15 protein-coding genes are annotated in these 20,014 nt (G+C 45.3%); 14 read left to right on the top strand and 1 reads right to left on the bottom strand.

Annotation, left to right across the window (positions count from 1 at the left end):
- Position 1: 1 nt before the first annotated feature.
- From NSQ26_RS06225 to NSQ26_RS06160, 14 genes are all read left to right on the top strand, one after another.
- Complete coding sequence (locus NSQ26_RS06225) at positions 2 to 4,324, top strand: PolC-type DNA polymerase III (protein ID WP_499719774.1); 4,323 nt, start codon at positions 2 to 4, stop codon at positions 4,322 to 4,324.
- A gap of 236 nt (positions 4,325 to 4,560) precedes the next feature.
- Positions 4,561 to 5,031: a ribosome maturation factor RimP gene (gene rimP, locus NSQ26_RS06220; protein ID WP_499719772.1), complete on the top strand. Its 471-nt coding sequence runs from the start codon at positions 4,561 to 4,563 to the stop codon at positions 5,029 to 5,031.
- A gap of 33 nt (positions 5,032 to 5,064) precedes the next feature.
- Entirely contained in the window at positions 5,065 to 6,162 is a 1,098-nt protein-coding gene (gene nusA / locus NSQ26_RS06215) for a transcription termination factor NusA (protein WP_499719771.1), read from the top strand.
- Between the two features lie 12 nt (positions 6,163 to 6,174).
- Positions 6,175 to 6,444: an RNase P modulator RnpM gene (rnpM, locus tag NSQ26_RS06210; RefSeq protein WP_090774910.1), complete on the top strand. Its 270-nt coding sequence runs from the start codon at positions 6,175 to 6,177 to the stop codon at positions 6,442 to 6,444.
- A gap of 1 nt (position 6,445) precedes the next feature.
- Positions 6,446 to 6,754 (top strand): YlxQ family RNA-binding protein, encoded by a 309-nt coding sequence (locus tag NSQ26_RS06205; protein WP_090774911.1) that lies wholly within the window; start codon positions 6,446 to 6,448, stop codon positions 6,752 to 6,754.
- A 15-nt stretch (positions 6,755 to 6,769) separates the two neighbouring features.
- A complete protein-coding gene (gene infB, locus NSQ26_RS06200; RefSeq protein ID WP_499719769.1) occupies positions 6,770 to 9,013 on the top strand; it encodes a translation initiation factor IF-2 in 2,244 nt (747 codons plus the stop codon).
- Entirely contained in the window at positions 9,013 to 9,291 is a 279-nt protein-coding gene (locus tag NSQ26_RS06195; RefSeq protein WP_499719768.1) for a DUF503 domain-containing protein, read from the top strand. Before infB ends, NSQ26_RS06195 begins: the two co-directional genes overlap by 1 nt.
- 26 nt (positions 9,292 to 9,317) lie before the next feature.
- Complete coding sequence (gene rbfA / locus NSQ26_RS06190; protein WP_090774914.1) at positions 9,318 to 9,671, top strand: 30S ribosome-binding factor RbfA; 354 nt, start codon at positions 9,318 to 9,320, stop codon at positions 9,669 to 9,671.
- A gap of 94 nt (positions 9,672 to 9,765) precedes the next feature.
- Complete coding sequence (truB, locus tag NSQ26_RS06185; protein WP_499719767.1) at positions 9,766 to 10,695, top strand: tRNA pseudouridine(55) synthase TruB; 930 nt, start codon at positions 9,766 to 9,768, stop codon at positions 10,693 to 10,695.
- Entirely contained in the window at positions 10,692 to 11,657 is a 966-nt protein-coding gene (gene ribF / locus NSQ26_RS06180; protein WP_499719766.1) for a riboflavin biosynthesis protein RibF, read from the top strand. Before truB ends, ribF begins: the two co-directional genes overlap by 4 nt.
- A 589-nt stretch (positions 11,658 to 12,246) precedes the next feature.
- Positions 12,247 to 12,516: a 30S ribosomal protein S15 gene (gene rpsO, locus NSQ26_RS06175; RefSeq protein WP_012959342.1), complete on the top strand. Its 270-nt coding sequence runs from the start codon at positions 12,247 to 12,249 to the stop codon at positions 12,514 to 12,516.
- A 134-nt stretch (positions 12,517 to 12,650) separates the two neighbouring features.
- Positions 12,651 to 14,762 (top strand): polyribonucleotide nucleotidyltransferase, encoded by a 2,112-nt coding sequence (pnp, locus tag NSQ26_RS06170; RefSeq protein WP_499719765.1) that lies wholly within the window; start codon positions 12,651 to 12,653, stop codon positions 14,760 to 14,762.
- A 185-nt stretch (positions 14,763 to 14,947) separates the two neighbouring features.
- Positions 14,948 to 15,931, top strand: coding sequence for a polysaccharide deacetylase family protein (locus NSQ26_RS06165; protein WP_499719763.1), 984 nt, complete (start codon positions 14,948 to 14,950; stop codon positions 15,929 to 15,931).
- On the top strand, positions 15,924 to 17,165 hold the full coding sequence (locus NSQ26_RS06160; RefSeq protein WP_499719762.1) for a M16 family metallopeptidase: 1,242 nt from the start codon (positions 15,924 to 15,926) through the stop codon (positions 17,163 to 17,165). The genes NSQ26_RS06165 and NSQ26_RS06160 overlap by 8 nt, the downstream gene beginning before the upstream one ends.
- A gap of 88 nt (positions 17,166 to 17,253) precedes the next feature.
- Here NSQ26_RS06160 and NSQ26_RS06155 read toward each other — a convergent pair whose 3' ends face one another.
- A complete protein-coding gene (locus NSQ26_RS06155; RefSeq protein WP_499719761.1) occupies positions 17,254 to 19,761 on the bottom strand; it encodes an alpha-helical endospore appendage domain-containing protein in 2,508 nt (835 codons plus the stop codon).
- Between the last annotated feature and the right edge of the window lie 253 nt (positions 19,762 to 20,014).

The following is a 20,014-nucleotide window of genomic DNA, read 5'->3' as shown; positions in this document are numbered from 1 at the left end:
TATGTCAAAGAAGGAGGTTCCTAGCATGGATGCGAGAAAACAAACGGGGCAGGAACGTTTCCAACTGCTTCTTGAACAGTTAAATATGTCGGCAACATCACTGCCTTATTTTAAGCACGGTGCGATCGAAAAGCTTGCCATTTTAAAGGCAGAACGTACGTGGCACTTTTACATAACGCTTGAAAAACTCATTCCGGCCGAACATTATGCTGCCTTTCGTAGCCGCCTCATCACAACATTTAAAGAGATTGCGCATACTCAGTGTACGATTACGTACAAGCATGCGCCTTCTTTAGCAGAAGCTTGGCCCGGTTATTGGTCTCTTTTAGTTGAAGACCTCGTTAAACAAACCCCTTCTCTCGCAAATACGTGGCGCAAACAAACGCCAACCGTAACAAACGGCGCCTTGCAACTCGTTGCGGCGCACGAGGCTGAGGCGGGGATGATGAACCGCAAATTAAAAGAGTTAGCTAGACCGCTGTGTCAATCACTTGGCTTGGCGGAAATGCCATTTCAAATTACGGTAAAATCTTCGGAAGCCGATTACGAGGCATTCGCGGAACAACGCGCACAGGAAGACTATTCAAAAGTGGTGGAAGCGATGCTCGAAAAAAAGCAGCGTGAAGAAGAAGGCGCTAAAGAGGAAGTTGTGACATCCGTTTCCATTGGCTATCCAATAAAAGAAGAAGCGACTCCGCTTGAAGGAATTGTAGACGAAGAAAGACGTATCACAATTCAAGGGTATGTCTTTTCGGCAGATATTCGGGAATTGCGAAGCGGGCGTACGCTGTTGACGTTCAAAATAACCGATTACACGGATTCCATCCTGGTAAAAATGTTTTCTCGTGACAAAGAAGATGTCCCAGCGATGAAAGCAATAAAAAAAGGTATGTGGTTGAAAGTACGTGGTGGCATTCAAAATGATACATTTGTGCGCGACCTCGTCATGATTGCCAACGACATTGTGCAGTACACACCGCAACAGCGACAAGACACAGCGACAGAAGATGAGAAGCGGATTGAATTGCATGCCCACTCCACGATGAGTCAGATGGATGGCATGGTCTCCGTTGAGCGCTACGTGAAGCGAGCAGCGGAATGGGGGCACAAAGCGTTTGCGATTACTGACCATGGCGTCGTCCAAGCGTTCCCTGAGGCGTATGCAGCCGGGAAAAAGCACGGGGTGAAAATTTTGTACGGCATGGAGGCGAATCTTGTTGATGATGGTGTGCCAATTGCTTATAATTTAGCACATCGCTCACTTGAAGATGAGGTGTATGTGGTGTTTGATGTGGAGACGACAGGGCTTTCTGCTGTGTACAATCAAATCATTGAACTTGCAGCCGTAAAAATAAAAAACGGTGAGATCATTGAGCGCTATGAGTCATTTGCGGATCCGAAAGAGCCACTATCAGCGAAAATCATTGAACTAACGGGGATTACGGACGACATGGTGCAAGGAGCGAAAGATCCACTTGATGTGCTAAAAGAATTTCGCGCCTTTGCAGGTGATGCGACGATTGTTGCGCATAATGCCAGTTTTGACGTCGGTTTTGTCAATGTTGGTTACAAAAAACTGGGTTACGATGAAGTGCAAAATCCCGTCATTGATACGTTAGAGCTGGGACGCTTTTTATATCCCGAGTTTAAAAACCACCGCCTAAATACATTATGTAAGAAATTCGGCATTGAATTAACGAGCCATCACCGGGCGATATATGACACGGAAGCGACCGCTTATTTATTGTGGCGCATGGTCAAAGACGCTGCGGAGAAAGACATTCATTATCACGATGCGTTAAATGATCATATGGGAAAAGGCAATTTTTATCGTGGGCGCCCGTCTCATTGTACGTTACTTGTGACATCACAAGAAGGATTGAAAAATTTATACAAACTTGTGACGCTATCCCATGTGGATTATTACTTTCGCACCCCACGGATTCCACGTTCGCAATTAAACCGTCATCGCGCCGGTTTGCTTGTTGGCTCTGCCTGTGATAAAGGGGAAGTCTTTGAAGCGATGATGCAAAAATCAGCGGATGAAGTCACGGAGATCGCGCGCTTCTATGATTATTTCGAAGTACAGCCACCAGTTTGTTATCAGCATTTAATTGAGAAGGAATTGGTCAAAGACAAAGAAACATTACAAGACATCATCGCTAACATTGTGCAGCTTGGAAAAGAGCTAGAGAAGCCGGTTGTTGCAACAGGGAATGTGCATTATTTAGACGAAGAAGATGCGGTATATCGGCAAATTTTAATTGCCTCACAAGGGGGAGCGAACCCACTCAATCGGCAAACGTTGCCGCCAGTGCACTTCCGGACAACGGCGGAAATGTTAGCGGCATTTCAATTTCTAGGGGAAGAGACAGCCAAAGACGTGGTCATCACCGCAACACATGACATGGCCAGTCGAATTGCCGACATTAAGCCGATTCCTGATGATTTATATACACCGAAAATGGCTGGTGCCGATGATGAAATTCGTGACATGACGTATGCACGGGCGCGTGAAATTTATGGTGACCCGCTTCCGGAAATTGTGGAGGCACGCATTCAAAAAGAATTAAAGAGTATTATTGGTCACGGGTTTGCCGTTATTTATTTAATCTCGCAAAAGCTAGTGAAAAAGTCTCTCGATGATGGCTATCTCGTCGGCTCGCGGGGATCAGTTGGTTCTTCCTTTGTTGCGACGATGACAGAAATTACGGAAGTGAATCCACTCCCACCGCATTATGTTTGTCCGGGCTGTTGTCACTCACAATTCTTTAATGATGGTTCCGTCGCATCAGGATATGACTTACCAGAAAAAAACTGTCCAAAATGTGGGACGACTTATGTGAAAGAAGGACAGGACATTCCGTTTGAGACGTTCCTTGGCTTTAAAGGGGATAAAGTGCCAGATATTGATTTAAACTTCTCAGGTGAGTATCAAGCGCGTGCACATGCTTATACGAAAGAATTGTTTGGCGCAGAATATGTGTACCGCGCCGGAACGATTGGCACGGTGGCAGAAAAAACGGCCTATGGTTTTGTCAAAGGCTTCCAAAGTGATCATGAGTTCATGATGCGCGGGGCAGAGATTGATCGCCTTGTCTCAGGTTGTACGGGCGTAAAACGAACGACGGGACAACATCCAGGTGGCATTATCGTTGTGCCCGATGATATGGATATTCATGATTTTTCGCCGGTGCAATATCCAGCAGACGATAAAAATGCCGAATGGAAAACAACTCATTTTGATTTCCACTCGATCCATGATAACTTGTTAAAGCTAGACATACTCGGACACGATGATCCGACGGCCATTCGGATGTTGCAAGATTTAAGCGGCATTGATCCAAAAACGATCCCAATGGATGATCCGAAAGTGATGGAGATTTTTTCAGGACCGGAAGTTTTAGGCGTGACCGCTGAACAAATTATGTGTAAAACAGGCACGCTCGGCATCCCCGAATTTGGCACCCGTTTTGTTCGGCAAATGCTTGAAGAGACGAAACCAAAGACATTTTCTGAGCTACTGCAAATCTCTGGACTCTCACACGGAACGGATGTGTGGTTAGGAAATGCAAGTGAGCTCATCGCCAACGGGACATGTGAGCTAAAAGATGTCATTGGGTGTCGTGACGACATTATGATCTATTTAATTTATAAAGGGTTGGAGTCATCGCTCGCGTTTAAAATTACCGAGTTTGTTCGAAAGGGGAAAGGGCTTCAGCCAGAATGGATTGAAGAAATGCGCAAACACAATGTTCCAGACTGGTACATTGATTCATGTATGAAAATCAAATATATGTTTCCAAAAGCGCATGCGACCGCTTATGTAATGATGGCGGTACGAATTGCCTACTTTAAAGTGCATTATCCGGCGCTGTATTACGCAACCTACTTCTCCGTCCGCGCCAGTGACTTTGATCTCGACACGATGGTCAAAGGAGAAGCGGCAATTAAGGCAAAGATTGAAGAGATTAACGAGAAAGGCTTAGATGCCTCCCCGAAGGAAAAATCGGTTTTAACTGTGCTTGAATTGGCATTAGAAATGTGTGCCCGAGGGTTATCTTTTCAAAAAGTTGACTTGTACCGTTCGCAAGCGACGGAATTTATTGTCGATGGCGAGACGTTACTGCCACCATTCAGCGCGTTAAATGGTGTGAGCACAAATGCGGGGTTAGGCATTGTCCGTGAGCGTGAAGCAGGGCACTTTTTGTCAAAAGAAGACTTGCAACAACGGGCGCGACTGACAAAAACGGTCATCGAGCATTTAAATGACCACGGTTGTTTAACAGATTTACCGGAAACGAACCAGTTGACGCTGTTTTAAGATGGTGACACGGCGAATCAAATCGACAATCCATTTGCATCTCACGATCATTTGTGGTACACTCACAAGTGGTAATTGTTAGCATACGAAAGAACAAAGAGAGTGGGCTGCCCCACTCTCTTTGTTCGCCATAGAATGGCGCGAGTTTTCCTCCACGACATCTGGAATAGGCGCCATTGTGGAACGAAAAAGGGTTTTCTTTCGTCAGCGTCTAAGATAAAAGGAGTGGATAGAAGGTGAAAAAAAGCATTTCCGATCAGGTCGCATCATTGGCTGCGCCGATCGTGGAACAATTAAGTTTGAAGCTTGTTGCGGTCACGTATACAAAAGAAGGTCCAAACTGGTTTTTGCGCGTAGCAATTGATTCAACAACGGGCGTAAACTTAGATGATTGCGAGGCTGTAAGCGAACGTTTAAGTGAAGTGCTGGATGCAAAGGATCCGATTTCAGGACCTTATTTCTTAGAAGTATCATCTCCAGGAGCTGAGAGGCCGTTGAAGGACGAGGATGATGTGAAGCAGGCAGTCGGGACAGGGGTGTATGTGACAACATATGAACCAATTTCTGGTCAAAAATCGTTCGAAGGTGTGTTAAAGTCATTTACCGATGGTGTACTGACAATTGAAGGAAAAGTAAAGACAAAATCGATCACTTATGCGGTGCCATATGAAAAAGTGGCGAGCGCACGTCGGTCCATTTTGATTTAAGCTGTCAAGGAAAAAAGGGAGGATTAGCAGCCCATGAACAGTGAATTTATGGAAGCCTTAGCGACTTTAGAAGCGGATAAAGGCATTGAAAAGGAAGTTATCATTGAAGCGATTGAAGCCGCATTAATCTCAGGTTATAAACGCAATTTTTCGCAGGCGCAAAACGTCCGTGTAGATGTCGACCGATTGACAGGTCGCATTCGTGTATTTGCGCGTAAAGTGGTTGTTGAAGAAGTGTTTGACAAGCGATTAGAGATTTCATTAGGAGAAGCGCATGAAATCAGTCCGAGTTATGAAGTGGATGATGTCGTCGAGATTGAAGTGACGCCAAAAGACTTTGGTCGAATTGCTGCGCAAACCGCTAAACAAGTTGTGACCCAACGTGTGCGCGAGGCGGAGCGAGGCATTATTTATGCGGATTTCATTGACCGAGAAGAAGACATTATGACGGGGATCGTCCAACGTCAAGATAACCGTTTTATTTACGTTGATTTAGGAAAAGTCGAGGCACTGTTGCCTGTATCTGAACAAATGCCAAACGAGACATTCCGACATCATGACCGGATTAAAGCGTTTGTCACAAAAGTAGAAAAGACGACAAAAGGACCGCAAATTTTAATTTCACGGACGCATCCAGGTTTGCTAAAGCGCTTGTTTGAGTTAGAAGTGCCAGAGATTTATGATGGAACGGTGGAAATTAAATCCGTGTCTCGTGAAGCAGGAGACCGTTCTAAAATTGCCGTTCACTCTGATAACCCTGAAGTGGATGCAGTTGGTGCCTGTGTTGGTCCACGCGGTGGTCGTGTGCAAATGATTGTTGACGAGTTAAAAGGTGAGAAAATCGATATTGTTGCTTGGTCAGAAGATCCTGTTGTGTATGTTGCAAATGCACTGAGCCCTGCACAAGTATTGAATGTCACAATATGTGAAGATGAGAAAACGACGCGCGTCATTGTCCCTGACTATCAATTGTCACTCGCAATTGGCAAACGTGGACAAAATGCCCGACTCGCAGCGAAGCTAACTGGCTGGAAAATTGATATTAAAAGTGAGACGGAAGCGCGTGAGTCAGGTCTCTTAGATGAAATGCACGCAGAAGACGACGTGGACATGATTGCAGAAGAAGAATAAGGGGCGATCGTCATGAAACAACGAAAAATTCCTCTTAGAAAATGTATTGTTACGCAAGAAATGAAACCAAAGGCCGAGCTCGTACGCATTGTTCGTACACCGGAGGGAGACATTATGGTGGATCCAACCGGCAAAAAAAATGGCCGCGGTGCTTACTTAACGAATGAGGAAGAAGTGTTTTTGATTGCGAAAAAACGTGATAGCTTGTCACGTCACTTGCAAGTGAACGTAGGTGCGGACGACTATGATCGTTTAATAGCAGAGCGAAAGGCAACCGTCTAACATGAATGATGAAACGCGGTTTTTATCATTGTTAGGATTAGCTGCACGCGCGCGTGAATTGGTGACGGGGGAAGAACTCGTTTTAAAAGACATTCGTAAGAACACAGTGGAAATTGTGTTACTTTCAAGTGATGTGTCACAAGGAACGAAGAAGAAAGTAATGGATAAATGTACGTTTTACCATATCCCAGTCTATGAAACATATCCGCGTGAAGTGATCGGTCGGGCGATTGGTAAAGAGGAACGAGTTGTCATTGGTGTAAAGAGTAAAGGATTCGCGAAGAAATTAGTCGCGTTATTGAGTGAGTAAACTGGAGGGACGTATATGTCAAAAATGCGCGTTTATGAATATGCGAAAGCAAATGGCGTGGAAAGCAAACAATTGATTCATCGTTTAAAAGCGATGAATGTGGAAGTTTCCAATCATATGTCTGTTGTTGATGAACAAACATTGGCCAAGGCGTTGTCAGGAAAAGAGTCTGGGCAAGCACGCGGCACTAAAAGTGGGACGACCCAATCAAAATCAACAAGTCAAAGTGGATCGGGACAGAAACCTAGTCAACCGAAAACGAAGAATGAAGGAACCTCTAGTGGCAACAAACCACAGCCGAAGCGCAATGGGGCGAATACTAGCTCGTCGCAGCCTAAGAAAAAACAAGATGCAAGTCCAAACGGGTATACACAGCAACGATATAGCGGTAAGAAAAATTCATCAGCTGGTGGCAACCGTCCTGGTGGGCGTCACCAAGGCAATCGTGGTCGTCGTCGCGGTGGTGGTGGCGGACAATCTAAGGCTGCACGTCACCAAATGCCATTACCAGAGAAAATTGTTGTTGCTGGATCGCTTACTGTCAGCGAACTAGCAGCAAAATTACACCGAGAAGCATCTGAGTTAATCAAAAAATTGATGGGACTTGGCGTCATGGCGACAATTAACCAAGAACTTGATCGCGACGCAATTGAATTACTCGCAACAGACTACGGTGTGGCGGTAGAAGACGCGGTTTTCATTGATGAGCTGGACATTGATATATACGATGAGACAGATAAAGAAGAAGACTTGCAAGAACGTCCACCTGTCGTAACGATTATGGGACATGTAGACCACGGAAAGACGACGTTGCTTGATTCGATTCGCAATACGAAAGTGACCGCGAATGAAGCGGGTGGCATTACACAACATATTGGTGCGTACCAAATTTCGCAAGCAGGCAAGAAAATCACCTTTTTAGATACACCGGGTCACGCTGCATTTACAACGATGCGTGCACGTGGGGCGCAAGTAACAGACATTACAATTCTCGTTGTTGCCGCTGATGATGGTGTGATGCCGCAAACGAAAGAAGCAATTAGCCACGCGAAAGATGCGGGTGTGCCGATCATCGTTGCTGTCAACAAAATTGATAAAGAAGCAGCAAACCCAGACCGAGTGATGCAAGAATTAACCGAGTACGAGCTTGTCCCAGAAGCATGGGGCGGCGACACAATTTTTGTGAACGTCTCAGCGCTCCAAGGTGACGGCATTGATGAGTTGATGGAAATGATTTTACTTGTTTCTGAAGTGGAGGAGCTAAAAGCAAATCCAGATAAGTTAGCAACAGGTACAGTTGTTGAGGCGCAACTCGACAAAGGACGCGGGCCGGTTGCTACACTCCTTGTGCAAAATGGTACACTCAGTGTGGGTGATGCAGTGGTTGTCGGCAACACGTTTGGTCGAGTACGTGCGCTTGTAAATGATTTAGGGCGCCGTGAGCAAACAGCAGGCCCATCTACACCAGTAGAGATTACAGGGTTAAATGATGTGCCACAAGCTGGCGATCGTTTCCAAGCATTCAAAGATGAGAAGAAAGCACGTCAAGTTGGTGAAGGGTTGATGGCACGTTACCGGGAACAAAACTTGTCCGAGTCGTCGAAAGTAAGTCTCGATGATCTATTCAACCAAATCCAACAGGGAACAGTCAAAGATATCCGCGTCATTATTAAAGCCGACGTCCAAGGATCGGTTGAAGCAATGAAAGGATCGCTTGAAAAAATTAATGTTGAAGGTGTGAAAGTGAATATCATTCATACTGGCGTTGGTGCGATCACTGAGTCAGACATTATTTTAGCCGCCGCTTCAAATGCAATTGTGATCGGCTTTAACGTTCGTCCTGACACAAATGCGAAGCGTATCGCTGAAGCTGAGAATGTCGACATTCGTTTGCACCGTGTCATTTATAACGCCATTGATGAAATCGAGCAGGCGATGAAGGGCGCGCTTGATCCAGAGTTTGTCGAAAAAATCATTGGTCAAGTTGAGGTTCGTACGACATTTAAAGTGTCTAAAATCGGCACGATTGCTGGATCCTATGTAACAGACGGAAAAATTACACGCCATTCATCTGTGAGATTGGTTCGTGATGGCATCGTCGTCTACGAAGGAGAGTTAAATGCGTTAAAACGCTTTAAAGATGACGCAAAAGAAGTGGCTGCCGGTTATGAATGTGGGATCACATTAGAAAACTTCAACGACATTAAAGAAGGCGACACGATCGAAGTATACGTGATGGAAGAAGTAAAACGTAGCTAATGATCGGGTTTGTCCGTTGCGAATTATTCATCGGAAAACCACAATCATTAAAGGAAAAAAGATCCATCATGAAGCGGCTCACTGTGACGCTGAGGCAACGTTACAACGTCAGTGTCGCAGAAACCGCTTATCAAGACCTATGGCAACGGGCTGAATTGTCCTTATGTGTGGTTTCCAGCCACAAAAAAGGGGCAGAAGCAGTGTTGACGCGTGCGCTCGCCCATATCGATTCCGAGACCACGGTTGAGCGCACAGTCACAAACTGGGAATGGCTGTAACTTTGCATTTTTTGAGGTGATGAAGAATGGCAAGCAACCGCGCAATGCGTGTTGGTGAACAAGTAAAAAAAGAGTTATGCGACTTACTTTTGCGCGATATAAAAGACCCTCGTGTACGGTTTGTCACAGTGACTGGTGTCGATGTGACTGGTGACTTGCAACAGGCAACGGTGTATATTACAGTGCTAGGTGAAGAAGAAGCGCGTACAGAGGCATTAAAAGGGCTTGAAAAAGCGTCGGGGTTTATCCGCTCCGAAATCGGTAAACGCATTCGCCTCCGTAAAACACCAGAGATTACTTTTGCCATTGACGAGTCGGTGCAATACGGGAACCGAATTGAATCATTGTTGCGAGAAGTGAATCGGCAAGACATGGAGTAAACAGGGCCTTTTTTCATGAATGAATGAGGAGAAAGGATCGGGAGGTGGCATGTGATGCTGCCTTCTTTCTTCATGATGAAAGGAGACACAAAAAATGGCACCATCAGGGATTTTAGTTTTACATAAACCAACTGGAATGACGTCACATGATTGCGTGTACCGTATCCGCAAATTGTTTCAAACAAAAAAAGTCGGGCATACGGGTACACTTGATCCGGAAGTGGACGGCGTACTCCCAATTTGTTTAGGAAAAGCGACGAAGGTTGTACCTTATATGATCGACTTTTCGAAGACGTACCGAGGACAAGTGACGCTCGGGTTGGCGACAACGACAGAAGATCGGACAGGAGACGTGATTGAGCGGAAAGAAGTGACATCACCGATTTCACGCGCACAATTGACCGATGTACTGAGCCAGTTTTTAGGGGAACAAACGCAAATCCCACCTTATTACTCGGCCGTAAAAGTAAACGGAAAAAAATTGTATGAATATGCGCGCGCTGGACTAGAAGTAGAACGTCCGGTCCGACAAGTAACAATTCACCAACTAGCATTGCAAGAGATGGCTGCGTCCGTTCATGAAGGTACCTATTCATTCTCTTTTGAAGTGACTTGCAGCAAAGGTACTTACGTCCGGACACTCGCGGTTGATATCGGGAAAACATTAGGTTATCCTGCTCATATGTCACAACTGACACGGACATCATCTGGCCCATTTCAGGCGCATGAGGCAATCACTTTTTCGCAGCTAGAAGAAGCGACGCTCGATGAACGCGTTGCGATGTTACGTCCGTTTGATTTAGCATTGCAAGCATTTCCGCGCGTGCAAGCGAGTGCGTTATTGGAACAAAAAATTCGCAACGGGGCTGTCTTGCAGCAAGATGCATCTTTTGGCAGCGGAAAATTTTTATTTTATAATCAACAAGGGACATGCTTGGCGTTGTATACACCACATCCAACAAAAATAGGTCTCGTCAAGCCAGAGAGGTTGTTTTGCCAGGGAGAAGAGGAGGAAACACAATGAAGCTCGTTTATTTAGATGTACATACAGCTACGCAAAAAGCTGATTTTCCTGCGTGTGTGCTTGCGCTCGGTTATTTTGATGGCATTCATCGCGGGCATCGCACCGTCATTGAAACAGCAATGAACGAAGCGCAGCAACGCGAAGTACAAACAGCAGTCATGACGTTTTATCCGCATCCAAAAGAAGTGCTCGGTCGTCCCGAAAGCCCAATGCGTTATTTAACTCCATTAGAAGCCAAAGTAACGCAGTTCGAACGTTTAGGGGTCGATGTTGTCTACGCTGTTCATTTTACAAGAGCACTCTCGCAATTATCATGCCAGCAATTTGTTGACCAATTTATTGTTGAACTAAATGCTTCTCATGTGGTTGCTGGTTTTGATTTTACGTATGGTGCCAAGGGGCAGGGAACGATGCAACATATGCCAGCGTATGCCCAAGGGAGGTTTACACAAACGACCGTTGAAAAGGTAAGTGACGTTGGAGAAAAAATCTCGTCGACCCGTATTCGAGAAGCGCTTGACCAAGGAGACGTTGCAACAGCAGCGACATTACTAGGTACACCCTATGAAGTAGCTGGTACTGTCATTCATGGCGATGCACGCGGGCGACAAATTGGCTTTCCAACGGCAAATGTTTTACTTAAACAGCGTTATCACTTACCTAAAAACGGTGTCTATGTCGTCCAACTTGATGTCAAAGGTGCTACTCATCAAGGGATGGCAAACATTGGCGTGCGCCCGACGTTTAAAGCGGATGAGGCAGAACCTACACTTGAGGTGCACTTATTTGATTTTACAAGCGATATTTACGACGAACAGGTGACCGTTCGTTTTTATGAACGCATTCGATCTGAACGTGTGTTTAACGGCGTCGATGAACTAAAAGCACAACTGGCGCAAGATGAAGTAGAAGCTAGAGCTTATTTTAAGTCTCGTAGTGACAATATGAAAAATACTTTTTGACACATAATGCTGGTTGTGTGTATACTAAAGGTAAGAATGACTTACAATGTAAAAAAGACCACTGTTCGTATACCAGTGGTCAGTAATGGCATCACGTCCCCGTGAAGGGGTAGGCGCTGCACGGCGTATTTAACCCGCTAGAGCTGTGAACTCGAAGGCGGGTTTATTTCTCCTTATTACGGACAAGCGTCACGACAGCGGTTACAAATAAGCCCAATGATCCAACGACCAAGAACCAAGCTTGTAGTTCTGTCATATGCCTCACCCCCTTTCAAAAGGGAGCGTCCTACCGCCTTCAAAGTTACGTAGATGCTATTACGTATCATGATAACGCACTGTGTATAATTTGTACATTGTTTGTCAAAAAAAAACAGATTTTGTTGCCCGTCAGTTTTAACACGCAAAGATGGGTTTATTTGTGGTTCAAAGAGTCTTCAACATCCTTCTCAAAAACCCTTGCATTCCCGATCAAATAACGGTACAATAATCTTTGTGCATACCTTTCATGTGGTGCATATCCCATTCTAGGCAACACGCTTCACCAACGTTTGCGTGGAATGCGGAGTAATGAAAAAAGGGGGTGGCTCTCATGGCATTGACACAAGAGCGTAAAAATGAACTGATTGCTGAATTTAAAACGCATGATACAGATACGGGTTCACCAGAAGTTCAAGTTGCTATTTTGACAGAACAAATTAATACGTTGAATGAACACTTGCGCACGCACAAAAAAGATCACCATTCTCGTCGTGGTTTGTTGAAAATGGTTGGTCAACGTCGTAATTTGCTTACGTATTTGCGTAATAAGGATGTTACACGTTATCGTAACCTCGTTGACAAACTTGGTTTGCGTCGATAGTTCTACGAAAAAAAAGCGGGGGATGCTCCCGCTTTTTTCTTCATCAAGAAAAAGAATCTTTTAAACTGGCGTTGAATCGGTCATAATAGAAATGAAGAAGTATTTTTGAGATGTACGAGAGGAGTCCGCATTTTATGGAACATGAACGACGTGAATTTACGATAGAATGGGCTGGACGTACGTTACGCGTAGAGACGGGTCAACTTGCCAAGCAGGCAAATGGGGCTGTGCTTGTGCGCTACGGTGACACAGCTGTCCTATCAACCGCAACGGCTTCTAAGGAGCCAAAAGATTTGCCTTTCTTTCCATTAACGGTGAATTATGAAGAACGCTTGTATGCAGCAGGAAAGATTCCAGGAGGCTTTATTAAACGAGAAGGACGTCCAAGTGATCGTGCCATTTTAACGAGTCGATTGATTGACCGCCCGATTCGACCACTATTTCCTGACGGCTTCCGTAATGAAGTACAAGTCATTAGCATTGTCATGAGTTCTGATCAAGAGGCGTCATCAGAAATGGCAGCAATGCTTGGATCATCGCTTGCTTTATCTATTTCCGACATTCCTTTTTCTGGTCCGATTGCTGGGGCAACCGTTGGCCGTGTAAATGGTGAATTTATCATTAACCCAACCCCATCACAACTAGCAGAGAGCGACATTGATCTTGTTGTGGCCGGAACAAAAGAAGCGATTAACATGGTTGAAGCAGGGGCAAAAGAAGTACCTGAAGAAACAATGTTAGAAGCGATGATGCTCGGTCATGAAGAAATTAAGCGTTTGATAGCATTCCAGGAAAAAATTATTGCTGAGTGTGGCAAAGCAAAGCGTGAAGTTGTACTAAAGACATTCGATGCGGATCTTGAAACGCGGTTACGAGACACAGCAGAGACAAGCATTAAAGAAGCGGTACGTGTCGTTGAGAAGCATGCACGTCAAGACGCAATTGATGCAGTAATGAATGCGCAAGTTTCATTATATGAAGATGATGAGACAGTGAACGTGAATGAAGTGAAGGGCATTTTACAAATGTTTGTGAAAGAAGAAGTCCGTCGTTTAATTACCGTTGAAAAGGTGCGCCCTGATGGTCGTCAAATTGATGAAATTCGTCCGTTATCTTCACAAATTGATCTATTGCCACGTGCACATGGATCTGGCTTGTTTACGCGTGGACAAACCCAAGCATTAAGTGTATGTACACTTGGTGCCCTCGGTGATGTACAAGTGCTAGACGGTCTTGGCATAGAAGAGTCGAAGCGCTTTATGCATCATTACAATTTCCCGCAGTTTAGTGTTGGCGAAACGGGACCGATTCGTGGCCCGGGACGACGTGAGATTGGTCATGGTGCCCTTGGTGAGCGAGCGCTTGAGCAAGTATTGCCAGATGAAAAATCATTTCCGTATACGATTCGACTCGTATCAGAAGTATTAGAATCGAACGGTTCGACCTCTCAAGCGAGTATTTGTGCAAGTACACTAGCGATGATGCATGCAGGTGTACCAATTAAAGCACCAGTTGCAGGGATTGCGATGGGACTTGTTAAGCAAGGAGAACATTTAAGCGTCCTGACCGATATTCAAGGAATGGAAGACGCACTTGGAGACATGGACTTTAAAGTTGCAGGAACAGCAAATGGTATCACTGCCTTGCAGATGGACATTAAAATTTCAGGAATTAACCGTGAAGTTCTTGAACAAGCGTTGGCACAAGCCAAAGCGGGTCGAATGAAAATTTTAGAAAACATGTTGACCGCTATTGAGATGCCTCGAACAGAGTTGTCTGTTTACGCACCGAAAATTCTGATCTTGAACATTCATCCCGACAAAATTCGTGATGTCATTGGTCCAAGTGGTAAGGTGATCAATAAAATCATTGAAGAAACTGGCGTGAAAATTGATATTGAGCAAGACGGAACAGTTTATATTGCGTCGCTTGATCAGTCAATGAATGAACGGGCAAAAGCAATTATTGAGGATCTTGTTCGTGAAGTAGAAGTCGGTCAAACGTATCTTGGCAAAGTGAAGCGGATCGAAAAGTTCGGTGCTTTTGTGGAGATTTTCAAAGGAAAAGATGGTTTGCTACACATTTCTCAAATTGCTGAGGAACGGATTCAAAAAGTAGAAGACGTCTTGAAAATAGGCGATGACATTGAAGTACGCGTCACCGAGATTGACCAACAAGGTCGAGTCAACTTATCACGCAAAGTGTTGCTTAAGGAACAAAAGGAACGAGAACAACAAAGCAAATAACGTACAAAGACTGGGGATGCCTAGTCTTTTTTTGTTTACATTATACATAGATTATGCATAACGAATAATTCCCTATTGGTTAATCTGTACATAGTGCGTGATGAAGTCGTGTTAGTTGAATTCATGTCTAGTTTGTCCTTTGTCTGCATACAATGCGATAAGCATTAGATAGTGGAGGGAAGAAGATGAAAAAAGCGTGGATACACATTGGGCTTTGTGCACTGGTTGTCGTGTTGGCATACGGAGCGGTTGCGAATCCTCTTTCTATGCAGTATATTGAAACGCTTTCTACTCGCACAATGAAGGATGAGTTACGGTTACAAATTGAGGAACATGCGAAAAAAGTAAATATTCCACCTCAAGATGCACGCGTCGACAAAGTGTGGAAGGCGTTGCCTGGTTACAATGGGTTGGAGGTTGACGTCAATCAATCATATGATAAGATGAAGGAGCTTGGTCATTTCAGTCAGTCACAGCTTGTGTTTAAGGAGACCTTTCCAGCGGTACATTTACACGATTTACCACCAGCGCCGACGTACCGTGGTGTGCAAGAGAAACCAATGGTTAGTCTATTGATTAATGTGTCATGGGGGGATGAGTATATTCCCGATATGTTAAAGACACTTCAAAAATATGATACAAAGGCAACATTTTTTTTAGATGGTTCTTGGGTGAAAAAAACGCCCCATTTGGCACAAATGATTCAAGAAGAAGGTCATGAAATTGGTAGTCATGCGTATTCTCATCCACACATGAATCGGCTCTCAGCAGCCAAAATTGATGAAGAGCTGGAAAAAACGACAGAAGTGCTTCAGTCGGTACTGAATGTCACGCCGAAATGGTTTGCACCACCGAGTGGAGAATTTAATGAACGCGTCATTGAACGTGTGGCAGCACATAATATGCATACCATTATGTGGTCCGTCGACACAATTGATTGGAAGAAGCCAGATCCGAATGTGATGGTCGAGCGTGTTGTGAACCAGATCGAGGCGGGGTCGATGTTACTCATGCATCCAACGGAAGCGACTTCGACAGGGTTGGCGCGTATCATCGAAGGCATTCAAAAAAAGAATTTACTAATTGGGACGGTTACGGAATTGATGGATGAAAAAAGAATTGCACATAAAGTGACGACGGACAACAATGGGGGTACAAACCGTGATTAAGAAGGTAACGTTACGAAATGGTGTTCGAATGATGTCTGAAATGAACACGACGGTACGCTCAGTCTCGATCGGTATATGGGTGAAAACAGGTTCAAGAAACGAAGCGCGTACACAAAATGGCATTTCACACTTTATCGAACACATGTTATTTAAAGGAACAAAGCATCGTACAGCACAACAGATTGCCGAAGCGTTTGATCGCATCGGCGGTCAAGTAAATGCATTTACAGCAAAAGAGTATACTTGTTACCATGCGAAAGTACTAGATGAACATGCGCGAATTGCACTTGACGTTCTCCAAGACATGTTTTTTCACTCTACATTTGAAGAGAGAGAAATAGAAAAAGAAAAGCAAGTTGTATTTGAAGAAATTAAAATGGTTGAAGACACACCAGATGATCAAGTGCATGATTTACTCAGTGAAGCGAGTTTTGGCAGAAGTACACTCGCGTATCCTATTTTGGGACAAAAGGAAGTACTTGCGGATTTGTGCGCTGAAGATTTGCATAATTATATGGCACGTTTTTACACAGGTGATCGTGTCGTTGTTTCTGTTGCAGGGAGATTTGACGAGTCATTGCTCGCGGAAATGGAAGAGATTTTTTCACAAGTACCACGTGGACAAGGGTCTTTTCACGTGCCCGAAGCATTATTCACGCCAACAATGAAATATCGGCAAAAGGAAACAGAGCAGGCTCATCTTTGTCTCGCCTACCCTGGATTACCAATTGGTGCAGACCACACGTTTGCACTTGTATTGTTAAACAATGCGCTAGGTGGAAGCATGAGTAGTCGCTTATTCCAAGCAATTCGTGAAGAGCAGGGACTATGTTATTCCGTCTTTTCCTATCATGCCGCATATGAAGAAACGGGTCTGTTAAATATTTATGCAGCAACGCAGCATCAGCAATTGCAACAATTAGCAGAAGAAATGAATCAAGTGATCAAACATATACAGCGCGATGGCATTACAAAAAATGAACTAGACAACGGGAAAGAACAATTAAAAGGTAGTATCATGCTTGGACTAGAGAGTATGAACAGCCGAATGAACCGGAATGGAAAAAATGAACTGCTGCGTCAAAGGAGTCGCTCACTAGATGAATTACTTGCAGATATTCAAGCAGTAACCCTTGAAGAAGTAAATGCACTTGCAGAGGCGATTTTTATAGAGAAACCAGCGGTATCTTTAATTTCTGCAAGTGAGGATGTGCCAGAGACGTTGTATACGTGAGACCGAGGTTAGAAACAAGAGGGCTGAGTACAGATAGAAAGAATTGGCACACATCATGGCGATGTGTGCCAATTCTTATGGCTTGCAGCTACCTGTTTAAATCAAGAATTTGTACCCAGCGAGGGCTATTTCCAACAGTAATCGTTGCGAAGATGTTATTAGTAACTTGGTCGACTAGCGCCACTGAATCGGGTGAAGCATCGCCATTTATTACATAAAGAACAGATGCGGAGAAATTGTTTAAAATATTTGGCACTGGCAAAGAATTGACAGCAAGTTCACGACCAGCGGAACCAAAACCACCAATGGTTGCAGCGATTGTGTTGTCATTGGCATCGATGACATAAACCCAACTATTTGGAGCTGCTGAATTACTTTTTACATAAAGTCGATTTGTGAGTGTATTGATATCGCAGCCTATAGGGCTTGTGATGCCAGTAATCGTTGTAATGACTGTATTGCTTGTTGTGTCAATAACGGAAACTGAGTTACCAGTATTATTTGCGATATATATACGACTAGATGCAGGATTGACAGCAACTTGGTGATCTCCACCACCAACGGGAATGGTTTGAAGGATCGTGTTAAAGTTAGGGCTATTTTCGTCACTATCAATGACAGCGATTGTATTGTTTCCCCAGTTAGAAAAATAGATCACGTTTTGGAGCACATTTACGTTCCCTTCTAATGGTCTGTTCACACCGTCAGCAGGAACAAGTGTGACAACGTGGTTGTGGTCTCCATCAAAAACAGAGATACTGCTAGTGGCTAAGTTGGTACCATAGTTAGAAATATAAACATAATTGTTATTAGGATTAACGGCACCGCCACGAGGTGTACTGCCTACTGTCAGCGTTGCAATCACTGTATTCGTGATGGCATCAATAACGGACGCATTCGCACTGCCAGAATTCGCTACATATACGCGGTTGTTAGAAGGGTTAATAGCTCCTCCCCAAGGAGAGGTCCCTACAGGGATTGTAGCGACGACTGTAAGTGTTCGACCATTAATGACAGAAACGTTAGCTGAGTTAAAGTTTTGTGTATACACAAATGGGGTTGTGATCGCATCTCCTGTTGGTCCACGAAATCCGGTTGGTCCAGTCGGTCCAGTCGGTCCGGTCGGTCCAGTCGCACCAGTGACGCCCGTAACGCCGGTCGCTCCCGTAACACCGGTTGCCCCAGTGACACCGGTCGCCCCGGTCGGTCCGGTAACGCCGGTCGTTCCCGTGGCGCCGGTCGTTCCCGTGGCGCCGGTCGGTCCGGTAACACCCGTAGGTCCGGTAACGCCGGTTGGTCCAGTTATACCAGTGGCGCCGGTAACGCCGGTCGCTCCAGTCACACCAGTCACGCCAGTTGGTCCAGTCACACCGGTCGGTCCAGTCGCTCCGGTGACGCCTGTGATACCAGTCACGCCAGTCGGTCCAGTCACGCCAGTCGGTCCGGTAACGCCGGTGGTGCCAGTCGCTCCAGTCGCCCCAGTCGGTCCGGTAACGCCAATCACGCCAGTGGCACCCGAGGCGCCAGTGACGCCGGTGGCGCCAGTCGCCCCAGTCGCCCCAGTAATCCCAGTAATCCCAGTCACGCCAGTCGCCCCGGTGGTGCCCGTTGCCCCAGTCACGCCAGTTGCGCCAGTCGCCCCGGTAATGCCTGTGATCCCAGTGACGCCCGTGACCCCAGTCGTGCCAGTCGGTCCAGTCGGTCCTGTTGGTCCAGTCGGTCCGGTAACGCCAGTCACGCCAGTCACCCCAGTGGCGCCAGTCGCCCCGGTTGCGCCAGTCGTGCCAGTGGCACCCGTGGCTCCTGCAACCCCAGCCCCCGTCGGTCCGGTCGGTCCTTGTGTACCGAGCTCTTCCCAAGGATTCCAAGTCGTGCCTGTGTCATCCGTCGCGCTTCTTACATAAATTGTCGGGTTGCCAATGAGCAATTGTAAAATGGATGTTGTCGGTCCCGGGGTAATGATAGAAACATACAATGTCCATATTGGACTTGTAAACCCAAGTGGACCGTTCACAGGTCCGCCTGCATTCCCTTCAGAACTGTACACACCTTCCGTAATAAACGAATCTAAATCACTCCCTGAAGGCACTTCTTCATACGGAAAAGCGCCGACATCCTCAGCATTTAACGTCAAACTACCATCTGGCGCGGCAGTAATCCCGTTAATATTTTCAATGCCTCCTGGAATATCGCCAATTGTAAGGGTGACATTGCCTGCGCCATCAGAGAGGATATTATTGACGCTAATGACACTCCCTGCAGGACCAATAGCGCCGGTCGCCCCAGTTGGTCCGACGATGGTCGGTATGTTTGTCGCTGCTTTCATTTTCGATTCAAGAACAATTTCTTTCTTGAAAATCGTGTCAAGCATGTCTGCAGCACTTTCGTTGATCGCTAGAATTTCTTGTAGTGTCGCTGGTGGACCAGTAAGGCCATTCAATGTTCCCAAGGCGTACTGAATTTTCTCTCCTTCCGCATTAATGATGTGCGCCAAGCCCATTTCCTCCATCGCGATCGATGCGAGCAGTAAATTGACGACATCGTCGCGATCGAGGGTAATATTGGGCGTGAAATTGGGCATGTTTGGTTGAGACATGTCTTTCACCTCGCTTTTTTATTGAATCACTTATCATACAACAACATTTAAAGACAAGCGATGAATAATATTAATGTATGTTTTTCTTATTTTTTTGGTGAGTGGTTGTGCCCAAATAAAAATGTCTTCTTAATGTTTTTATTCTAGATTAGAAAAGTCTTAATGACATTAAGCGGTATCTTTCATTTTCCCTCTAGTAATGATCGAGCGGTTGTATACGTAGTTGGGGAGCAGGATATGATAAAAAAGAGTT

The organism is Bacillus sp. FSL W7-1360 (assembly GCF_038592975.1).
GTDB lineage: Bacteria > Bacillota > Bacilli > Bacillales > Bacillaceae_D > Shouchella > Shouchella lonarensis.
The sequence above is the reverse complement of the archived record's forward strand: the minus strand, read 5'-3'. Positions and strand labels throughout refer to the sequence as shown.

Bases quoted from the DNA above. Each gene is read 5' to 3' on its own strand.
- infB (WP_499719769.1), top strand. From the start codon at position 6,770: ATGTCAAAAATGCGCGTTTATGAATATGCGAAAGCAAATGGCGTGGAA.
- NSQ26_RS06155 (WP_499719761.1), bottom strand. From the start codon at position 19,761: ATGTCTCAACCAAACATGCCCAATTTCACGCCCAATATTACCCTCGAT.
- ribF (WP_499719766.1), top strand. From the start codon at position 10,692: ATGAAGCTCGTTTATTTAGATGTACATACAGCTACGCAAAAAGCTGAT.
- rbfA (WP_090774914.1), top strand. From the start codon at position 9,318: ATGGCAAGCAACCGCGCAATGCGTGTTGGTGAACAAGTAAAAAAAGAG.
- NSQ26_RS06195 (WP_499719768.1), top strand. From the start codon at position 9,013: ATGATCGGGTTTGTCCGTTGCGAATTATTCATCGGAAAACCACAATCA.
- truB (WP_499719767.1), top strand. From the start codon at position 9,766: ATGGCACCATCAGGGATTTTAGTTTTACATAAACCAACTGGAATGACG.
- rpsO (WP_012959342.1), top strand. From the start codon at position 12,247: ATGGCATTGACACAAGAGCGTAAAAATGAACTGATTGCTGAATTTAAA.
- pnp (WP_499719765.1), top strand. From the start codon at position 12,651: ATGGAACATGAACGACGTGAATTTACGATAGAATGGGCTGGACGTACG.
- nusA (WP_499719771.1), top strand. From the start codon at position 5,065: ATGAACAGTGAATTTATGGAAGCCTTAGCGACTTTAGAAGCGGATAAA.
- NSQ26_RS06205 (WP_090774911.1), top strand. From the start codon at position 6,446: ATGAATGATGAAACGCGGTTTTTATCATTGTTAGGATTAGCTGCACGC.
- rnpM (WP_090774910.1), top strand. From the start codon at position 6,175: ATGAAACAACGAAAAATTCCTCTTAGAAAATGTATTGTTACGCAAGAA.
- NSQ26_RS06225 (WP_499719774.1), top strand. From the start codon at position 2: ATGTCAAAGAAGGAGGTTCCTAGCATGGATGCGAGAAAACAAACGGGG.
- NSQ26_RS06165 (WP_499719763.1), top strand. From the start codon at position 14,948: ATGAAAAAAGCGTGGATACACATTGGGCTTTGTGCACTGGTTGTCGTG.